Annotated in this window: 5 protein-coding genes and 2 pseudogenes; 5 read left to right on the top strand and 2 right to left on the bottom strand. The window is 37.2% G+C overall.

Translation table 11 applies throughout. From position 1 onward, the window contains the following. Nucleotides 1–32: 32 nt before the first annotated feature. Together ACINWC743_RS18530 and ACINWC743_RS18525 are read right to left on the bottom strand one after the other, a co-directional pair. Nucleotides 33–1,256, bottom strand: a pseudogene (locus ACINWC743_RS18530) (IS256 family transposase). A gap of 73 nt (nt 1,257–1,329) precedes the next feature. After that, the gene (locus ACINWC743_RS18525; RefSeq protein ID WP_009586533.1) at nt 1,330–2,448 is read right to left on the bottom strand and encodes an ATP-NAD kinase family protein; all 1,119 of its coding nucleotides are present in this window, start codon (nt 2,446–2,448) and stop codon (nt 1,330–1,332) included. A 188-nt stretch (nt 2,449–2,636) separates the two neighbouring features. Here ACINWC743_RS18525 and gcvPA point away from each other — a divergent pair, with 188 nt between their 5' ends. The 5 genes and pseudogenes from gcvPA (at nt 2,637) to ACINWC743_RS18505 (ending at nt 8,933) form a co-directional block, all read left to right on the top strand. Then, nucleotides 2,637–4,043 carry an aminomethyl-transferring glycine dehydrogenase subunit GcvPA gene (gcvPA, locus tag ACINWC743_RS18520; RefSeq protein ID WP_009586532.1) on the top strand — a complete coding sequence of 469 codons (1,407 nt, stop codon included), beginning with the start codon at nt 2,637–2,639 and terminating at the stop codon, nt 4,041–4,043. After that, nucleotides 4,036–4,566: a glycine dehydrogenase subunit 2 domain protein gene (locus ACINWC743_RS24945; RefSeq protein WP_009586528.1), complete on the top strand. Its 531-nt coding sequence runs from the start codon at nt 4,036–4,038 to the stop codon at nt 4,564–4,566. The genes gcvPA and ACINWC743_RS24945 overlap by 8 nt, the downstream gene beginning before the upstream one ends. Continuing rightward, nucleotides 4,502–5,596 carry an aminotransferase class V-fold PLP-dependent enzyme gene (locus tag ACINWC743_RS18515; protein ID WP_227510947.1) on the top strand — a complete coding sequence of 365 codons (1,095 nt, stop codon included), beginning with the start codon at nt 4,502–4,504 and terminating at the stop codon, nt 5,594–5,596. The genes ACINWC743_RS24945 and ACINWC743_RS18515 overlap by 65 nt, the downstream gene beginning before the upstream one ends. Nucleotides 5,597–6,121: 525 nt before the next feature. Continuing rightward, nucleotides 6,122–7,507, top strand: coding sequence for a hypothetical protein (locus ACINWC743_RS18510; RefSeq protein WP_009586531.1), 1,386 nt, complete (start codon nt 6,122–6,124; stop codon nt 7,505–7,507). Between the two features lie 202 nt (nt 7,508–7,709). Continuing rightward, nucleotides 7,710–8,933: pseudogene (locus ACINWC743_RS18505) on the top strand (IS256 family transposase). The last annotated feature ends 32 nt before the right edge of the window (nt 8,934–8,965 follow it).

Raw genomic sequence — 8,965 nt, 5'->3', positions numbered from 1 at the left:
GGAGCCTGTAAAAACTTCTGTGTAAATGTCGCTTAAATGAAAGCGTCTAAACGACCTTCAAATTCGATCATAAACCGACTCATAGCAGCACGCCAATCCCGAATTGGCATATTCCACTTTTTTGATGCAGCTTCAATTGCCAAATAGATTACCTTTCTGACCGAGTCATCGGTTGGAAAGAGCTTACGCTTCTTGATTGCCTGCCGAATCACACTATTTAGTGATTCAAACTTGCGGAGCAATACTCCTCAGGTGGTGTAAATCGCTTTACGAATATCTGCTGGATAAGCAAACAAGGTATTTAGGTTCTGCCAGTGCCCGTACCAAGATTTGCTAATCTGCGGGTATTTATCATCCCATGTGCTCGCAAAGACTTCTAATGCCTGCAAGGCAGACTCTTCAGTAACAGCTTGATAAATACGCTTCAAGTCACTGGTGACGGCTTTATAGTCCTTCCAACTCACATATTTCAAACTGTTGCGTACCATGTGGATAATACATAGTTGAATGCGTGTTTGTGGGTAGACGGTAGTAATCGCATCAGGAAAGCCTTTCAAACCATCTACACAGGCAATCAGAATGTCTTGTACACCACGATTCTTTAGTTCTGTTAGAACGGACAGCCAGAATTTGGCACCTTCATTCTCGGCGATCCACATACCCAGCAGTTCTTTGTGACCCTCAAGGTTAACACCCAATGCTAGAAAGACAGCTTTGTTAATAACGCTGTTGTCCTGTCTGACCTTCACCACAATGCAATCAAGGTACACGATGGGGTAAATGTTATCGAGTGGGCGATTCTGCCACTCAATCACTTGCTCTTTAACCGCATCTGTCACCTTGGAAATCAAACTAGGAGATACATCTGCATCGTATAGTTCTTTGAATGTACTGACGATTTCACGGGTGGTCATGCCTTTGGCATACAGCGATAGGATTTGGCTATCCATGCTGGTGATTCTGGTTTGGTGTTTCTTCACCAATTGTGGTTCAAATGTACCATCACGATCACGTGGGGTATTCAGCTCAAACTCACCATCACCCGTGAGTAGTTGCTTCTTACTGTAGCCATTACGTGCATTGCCTTTGGCACTAGGCTGGTGACGCTCATGCCCTAAATGCTCAGTGAGTTCTGCATTTAGGGCTGTTTCAACGGTAAGTTTCTTTAGAGCTTTACTGAATTCATTCAGGTCAGAATCTGTTTTTAGGTTTTTGGCAAATTCTTTTGCCAGTGCCATCAATTGACTGTGATCCATTGTGGATGTCTCCATCTATCCCTATTACAGGGTACTAAGATTTGGACATTTACACAGTTTTATTTACAGGCTCCTAACATTTGATACCTACGAGCATAAAGTTATTTTTTTCTACTTGCACCTTGATAAATCCTGAAAGTTTTTGATCAACCTCACAACATCCTGTATCTACAAAAAATTCATTATTTTCTAATGAAAGAATTTTATCCATAGTACAGATTACTTTAATATTTGCCTTACCAACTAAATCAATGACTTTAGCACTGATTTGTTGGTTACCACGACCAAACAAACACCCCGTACCTCCAATGACTCCTACAAATATTTTTGTAGGAACATCCTGAATTATATTCAAAATCTGTTGCTCATTAGCATCTTTTATGATGATTTTTCCTTCTTTGATAACATCAACACCTAATAAGGTTCCTTCGATATTTGCATAATCCATAAGTTTTTTCATGGTTGAACCAGGACCTACAATATTTACCACTTCTGATGAAAATAATAACTTCGAATTATCATAACAGATAGCATCTAAATGATCGGTTGGTTGGCTTTTTTTTGAGCCTTTAGATGATTGTATTCTTCGGTCTAGAAGGGTTTTTGCATAACCGTAGAGTTGAGTTGTGGGGCAATCTGCTCTTAAATAGTTTTCATTAATATCAAGAATTTCAGTTTCTTTGATATCATTTTTTTCATTATTGATAAAAGTATTGATTAATATACCAGCATGTCTTGGATTTAGTGCAAACACCCCAGAATACATTTTTACACCACAAGGTATTCCAATCATAGGAATACGATCTGTAATAATTGTTTGAATATCTCTGGCGGTACCATCACCTCCAGCAAATATAATTAGATCAACATTCAAGTCCAATAATTTCTGAGCAGTTTTTATACTGTCATTTGCACAAGTTTCTAGTTCTGATGATTGGTAAATAATATGATGATTTAATTTAAGTTCTTGACAAAGATTAGCTCCCATATTTGCTGATGCTGTATAAATAACTACATGGGAAGAACTTCTGATTTCTGAGAGCGCAAGATGGGTACGTGTTTCTGCCATTGCTACAGAGCCCAAAGATAAAGCTTCAAGAACAGTCTCTAAACCATCTGTACCTTTTAAGCCAACTTTTCCACCTAATCCTGCATATGGATTAATAATTAATCCTATTTTTTTTACGATCATTGTGAATACTCCTTTCGATCTTGTTAATTTACGCCATGTGTCAATTTGGTAAAGTCAAAAAAAGAACACATTTTCGACATGCATCCACACTCATTTTTTTACTGTGTTATAAGCTTTTATTTAATAAATAGGACAAATGGGCAGAAAGTCCATCACATTGTGCTTAGAATAAATCAAGGAATATAGATATGACAAAGACAGCTCATCCATTTATGGCAAACGCGACAGAGGCCATAAAACAAGAAATGCTTAAATCCATTGGGGTCAATCAAATAGAGGATCTATTTGTTGAAATTCCCAAAGAACATATTGCTACAGGTAATATTAGGTTAGCTGATCCATTAACCAGTGAAATCTCGTTAAAACGCCATATTTTGAATATTCTTAAAAAAAATATGCACTGTGAAGATACTATTAACTTTTTAGGTGCTGGTTGTTGGCAACATCATGTCCCTGCGATTTGTGATGAAATTGCAAATCGAAGTGAATTTCTCACGTCTATGTGGGGTATACCTTCAGCAGATCATGGTAGAAATCAAGCATGGTTTGAATATGCGAGTCAGTTAGGTGAGTTGGTTGATTTAGAGATTGTAAGTCTGCCTGTTTATAGTTGGGGCTGTGCTGCAGGTCATGCTATTCGTATGGCATCTCGATTGACCCATCGTTATAACGTTCTTATTCCAGAAATTATGTGCCCTGAACGCCTTTCAGTGATCAAAAACTATTGCCAACCAGAAAATACACGAAATCGTATTGAAATCACACAGATTAAATCTGATGAAAAAAATAGTTTACTAGATCTTTTGGATTTAGAAAAGCATTTATCTGCATCAGTATGTGCCATTTATATTGAAATACCTAATTTTTTGGGCGTCATTGAAACACAGATGAAAATGATAGCTGATTTAGCGACAAAATATGGTAGTGAATTGATCATTGGTGTTGATCCTACTTGTTTAGGTATTTTGGCATCACCTGCAAGTCTAGGAGCTGACATTGTTGTTGGCACTACGCAACCCCTTGGTATCCATATGAATTTTGGTGGAGGTTTGGGTGGTTTTATTGCTACACGAGATGAGGAGCGTTATGCCAGAGAATACAATGCATTGATGGTATCCATTGGAACTACATTAAAACCTGATGAATATGGTTTTGGTCGTCCACTAATGCATCAGTCTTCTTATGGATTGAGAGAACAAGGTAAGGATTGGACAGGCACGTCAGTATATTTATGGGCTGTGGTCAATGCTGTGTATATGTCAACATTAGGTCCACAAGGTTTTAAAGAACTTGGTGAAAATATTCTTCGTAATTCTATTTACGCTGCTCAGAAAATTTCTGAAATCCCAAATGTACAGATCAAATTTAAACATGGGTTCTTTAAGGAATTTGTGATTGATTTTACGGCAACTGGCAAAACTGTAGAACAAATTAATACTGGACTTTTAAGAAAAGGTATTTTTGGTGGGTTTGATCTCTCGACACATTTTCCAAATTATGGACAAACTGCACTTTGGGCTGTAACTGAAGTACATAGTCTAAAAGAAATAGATCAGGCTGTAAAAGCTTTACAGGAGGTACTTGAAAATGAATAAGGATATAAGAAATACAGGCTATCATGCAATTCGTTGGAATGAACCAGTGATTATGGAAATGAGTAAAGCAGGTCGTCGGGGTATATTATTTCCTCCCATATCTGAAATGCTATTCGCTCAACAAGGCCTTTTATCTGACCTGATCCCAGAAGGTATGCAACGTATTGGTGCTTTGGAGTTGCCTGAATTATCTGAACCGGATGTACTGCGTCATTATTTACATCTCTCTCAGGAAACGTTGGGGATGATGGGGGTTAATTTATTTGGTACATGTACCATGAAATACAATCCGAGATTGAATGAATTGTTGGTAGGGCGTCCAGAAGTTGCAGAGACTCACCCTCTACAGGATCAAAGTACGATACAGGGGACATTACAGATTATTTATGAATTTAATGAAATGTTATGTCAATTATCCGGGATGTCGCAATTTACTTTTCAACCTGCAGGCGGTGCAGATGCAGCATATACACATAATTGTGTCACTCGTAGCTTGGCTACAGTCAAAGGGGGAGTTAGGTAAACGTGATGAAATTATTACGACTATTCAATCACATCCATGTAATCCCGCTACAGCAGCAACTGCGGGATTTAAAGTGATCACTTTACCACTCGGTCCTGATGGATATCCGACATTAGAAGCCTTAAAAGCTGCTGTTTCTGATCGGACTGCTGCTTTAATGTTAAATAATCCTGATGATATGGGAATATATAATCCCAACATTAAACAATGGATTGAAATTGTACATGATGCTGGTGGTTTATGCTTTTACGATCATGCAAACTTTAATGGTGTAATGGGACGAATTCGGGCACGAGAGCTTGGTTTTGATGCTTGTATGTTTATGTTACATAAAACTTTTGGTGTACCCAAAGGTGGGGGTGGTCCAGCATTAGGTGCCTATGGTTGTAGTGAAGAGCTGGCTCAATTTTTACCTAAACCACAAGTCACATTTGATGGTAAACACTATCATTTAAAACAAGATGCACCCTATGCTATTGAAAAAGTTCGTGAATTCTTAGGTAATATTCCAATCATTATAAAGGCTTATGCTTGGACTCTTGCAATGGGACTTGAGGGCATTAAAGAGGCAGCAGACCTTTCAGTTTTGGGCAATAACTATATGGAAAAACGTTTAATGACCCTAAGAGGCGTTAATCGTTCACACGAACACCTTAAAGTGCGCCGTTTGGAAATGACAAGGTTTAGTGTACAGAAACTATTTGAAGATACAGGGGTTACAACATTTGATATTCAAGCACGTATGACAGATTTTGGGATAGATGCTTATTGGCTCTCACATGAACCATGGCTAGTGCCTCAACCTTTCACACCTGAAGCAGGTGAAATGTGGTCAAAAGAAGATTTGGATAAGTGGGTTGATGTATTAGAAATTATTATTGACGAAGCATACAGCCATCCTGAAATTGTCAAAACTGCACCTCACTGTCAAGTTGTACATCGTGTTAATGAAGCTGAAATGGAAGATCCTGAAAAGTGGGCGATTACTTGGAGAGCCTATAAGCGAAAAATTCTTAAACAGCAGATATAAGTTTTAAAGATTTAGGAAGGTTGTCCTTATTGGAAACTTTTCTAAATCAGAATCATATGTATGTTGTTTATATATCTTTAAGAGATCAGTATTTTTAATATTGAAATAACTCAATAATAGCTTAATCATCAAATCTTGTTTGGTGGGATAAAATCTGTAATTCAACAGTTGGCTTAGGAATTTAGTATATATTGAATTCTGATAAAAATTAAAGCTATTAATATGATAAGTGAAAGCTGATGAATAAAATTTAATTATTTTGATTGTGGCAAGGAAACTCATTACTATCGCCTGAATTCACTATTTGTAAGATGCATTATTAAAGATATTCTTAATATCTATAAATGCATTAAAAATATCAATTAAAATATTAATTTTATCAGCTTTATTTACGGAGTTTAATGAGGTTTGTTATTGAAACTGATAGATGGTTAATTTTAAGAGAAAATAATCAGACCTAGAATTAAAGAATATTTATCAAAGTCTCAATTTGAACCAAAATAAATGATTTGTTAAGGTGAATCTATGAAAAAAATAAAAAGTAATTTCGAAATTATCGAAGAGACACTAAAGAAAATGAGAGAATTTATTCATCATATATTTAGCATCACAACAGCTTTGATATTAAATATGTACTCTATATCATTATATGCTGAAGAAATATATGATAATAATGGACTAAAACTTAATTTAAATCTTGAAGCTATTAGTGCGGCCATGCATAGCCAAGAAAACTATAATGTAATGGGTAATAAACAGATTGGCAATTCTTCATGGCAAGAGGGGTATGCAAAATATGGTTTTACTCTTGATCAAAAATTAAAAAGTGATAGCCATCTTTATGGAACATTTGACTTGATCAGTTCTGCTACATGGGGGGATGGGGATGCTGCAGGAATAACCCGAGGTAGTGAACGTAAAACAAATATTGAAAATGCTAGTATTGGATGGAAGTCTGGTAATTTAATTCCAATTTTAGGACAAAATGGTCTAGGTTTATCTGTTGGGAAACAGTCTATAAGAATTGGAGAAGGTTTTCTGTTGTTGGGGGATATGTTTAATTATGGTAATGCAGATGTAGGCGTAGATATTTCCAGAGGTGGTGCATATTATTTAGCTGCAAGAAAATCGTTTGCTCAAACTGCAAAGATCTCCCTGGGGGGAGAGGAGGGTATAAGAAGTGATTTAATGTGGTTGAAATCAGACAATAAAGCCCAGGCTAAAACAGAATTAGCAGCGATGACTCTAGAAAATGTGAGTGATCAAAATGTCTTTGGTTTGACATGGATTCGAGGACTGAACCAAGATCAACTGCTAACAAAAACTCTTGGATTAAAAGATCGACGTAATATGGACACCGTAAGTTTGCGTTTTGTAAATAATGTTGGAACTGATTATTTGTTGCTTTCCGGTGAATATGCCTATCAAGATTCAATACAAAACAAGGAAGAAAGTGCCTGGTACCTACAAACCAATTTTAAACTTGATAAAGTCTTGGGAAGCCCGAACTTGATTTATAGATATAGTCAGTTTTCAGAACAATATGATCCACTTTTCTATGGCTCTAATGGTACCTATGGTACATGGTTCCAAGGTGAGGTTGCTGCGAATTATGGTGGGCCATTTAGTACTAATTTAAGAGTGCATTATTTAGGTGCAAGTATATTCCCTTTAGAAGGATTAGAGTTAGGGATATCTTATTTTAACTTTAATAGTATAAATAAGTCTACATATGATTATAGTGGGCGTGAAATAGACATATTTACAAAATGGATGATTAAAGAACACTATTTTATCAGTCCATTAATTGGATTTTTTAAACCGAAAAACAATGTTTCTAAGGGTGGGTTGCAACTTGGAAATTCTAATTTAAATGTTTATTCGCAAATTATTGTAGGTATATTTTTTTAGTATTTTAAGGTTTATAAGATGCTATCTATTTTAAATGTTAAATTGGAAAATAGATCGCTTGAGTTGGTTTTAATTTGAAAAAAGACCTTTTATTTATAAGGTACTTTATAAAGTTCAAATGATTAAAAAGAGCCTGTAAATAAAACTGTGTAAATGTCCAAATCTTAGTACCCTGTAATAGGGATAGATGGAGACATCCACAATGGATCACAGTCAATTGATGGCACTGGCAAAAGAATTTGCCAAAAACCTAAAAACAGATTCTGACCTGAATGAATTCAGTAAAGCTCTAAAGAAACTTACCGTTGAAACAGCCCTAAATGCAGAACTCACTGAGCATTTAGGGCATGAGCGTCACCAGCCTAGTGCCAAAGGCAATGCACGTAATGGCTACAGTAAGAAGCAACTACTCACGGGTGATGGTGAGTTTGAGCTGAATACCCCACGTGATCGTGATGGTACATTTGAACCACAATTGGTGAAGAAACACCAAACCAGAATCACCAGCATGGATAGCCAAATCCTATCGCTGTATGCCAAAGGCATGACCACCCGTGAAATCGTCAGTACATTCAAAGAACTATACGATGCAGATGTATCTCCTAGTTTGATTTCCAAGGTGACAGATGCGGTTAAAGAGCAAGTGATTGAGTGGCAGAATCGCCCACTCGATAACATTTACCCCATCGTGTACCTTGATTGCATTGTGGTGAAGGTCAGACAGGACAACAGCGTTATTAACAAAGCTGTCTTTCTAGCATTGGGTGTTAACCTTGAGGGTCACAAAGAACTGCTGGGTATGTGGATCGCCGAGAATGAAGGTGCCAAATTCTGGCTGTCCGTTCTAACAGAACTAAAGAATCGTGGTGTACAAGACATTCTGATTGCCTGTGTAGATGGTTTGAAAGGCTTTCCTGATGCGATTACTACCGTCTACCCACAAACACGCATTCAACTATGTATTATCCACATGGTACGCAACAGTTTGAAATATGTGAGTTGGAAGGACTATAAAGCCGTCACCAGTGACTTGAAGCGTATTTATCAAGCTGTTACTGAAGAGTCTGCCTTGCAGGCATTAGAAGTCTTTGCGAGCACATGGGATGATAAATACCCGCAGATTAGCAAATCTTGGTACGGGCACTGGCAGAACCTAAATACCTTGTTTGCTTATCCAGCAGATATTCGTAAAGCGATTTACACCACCTGAGGAGTATTGCTCCGCAAGTTTGAATCACTAAATAGTGTGATTCGGCAGGCAATCAAGAAGCGTAAGCTCTTTCCAACCGATGACTCGGTCAGAAAGGTAATCTATTTGGCAATTGAAGCTGCATCAAAAAAGTGGAATATGCCAATTCGGGATTGGCGTGCTGCTATGAGTCGGTTTATGATCGAATTTGAAGGTCGTTTAGACGCTTTCATTTAAGCGACATTTACACAGAAGTTTTTACAGGCTCC

It is taken from the genome of Acinetobacter sp. WC-743 (genome assembly GCF_000335555.1).
GTDB classification, from domain to species: Bacteria; Pseudomonadota; Gammaproteobacteria; order Pseudomonadales; family Moraxellaceae; genus Acinetobacter; species Acinetobacter bereziniae.
This window is presented reverse-complemented; position numbering and strand designations above follow the sequence as displayed.

What these genes read in the sequence shown, in the direction of transcription:
- ACINWC743_RS18525 (WP_009586533.1), bottom strand. Translation starts at nt 2,448, where the DNA reads ATGATCGTAAAAAAAATAGGATTAATTATTAATCCATATGCAGGATTA.
- ACINWC743_RS18510 (WP_009586531.1), top strand. Translation starts at nt 6,122, where the DNA reads ATGAAAAAAATAAAAAGTAATTTCGAAATTATCGAAGAGACACTAAAG.
- gcvPA (WP_009586532.1), top strand. Translation starts at nt 2,637, where the DNA reads ATGACAAAGACAGCTCATCCATTTATGGCAAACGCGACAGAGGCCATA.
- ACINWC743_RS18515 (WP_227510947.1), top strand. Translation starts at nt 4,502, where the DNA reads ATGCAGCATATACACATAATTGTGTCACTCGTAGCTTGGCTACAGTCA.
- ACINWC743_RS24945 (WP_009586528.1), top strand. Translation starts at nt 4,036, where the DNA reads ATGAATAAGGATATAAGAAATACAGGCTATCATGCAATTCGTTGGAAT.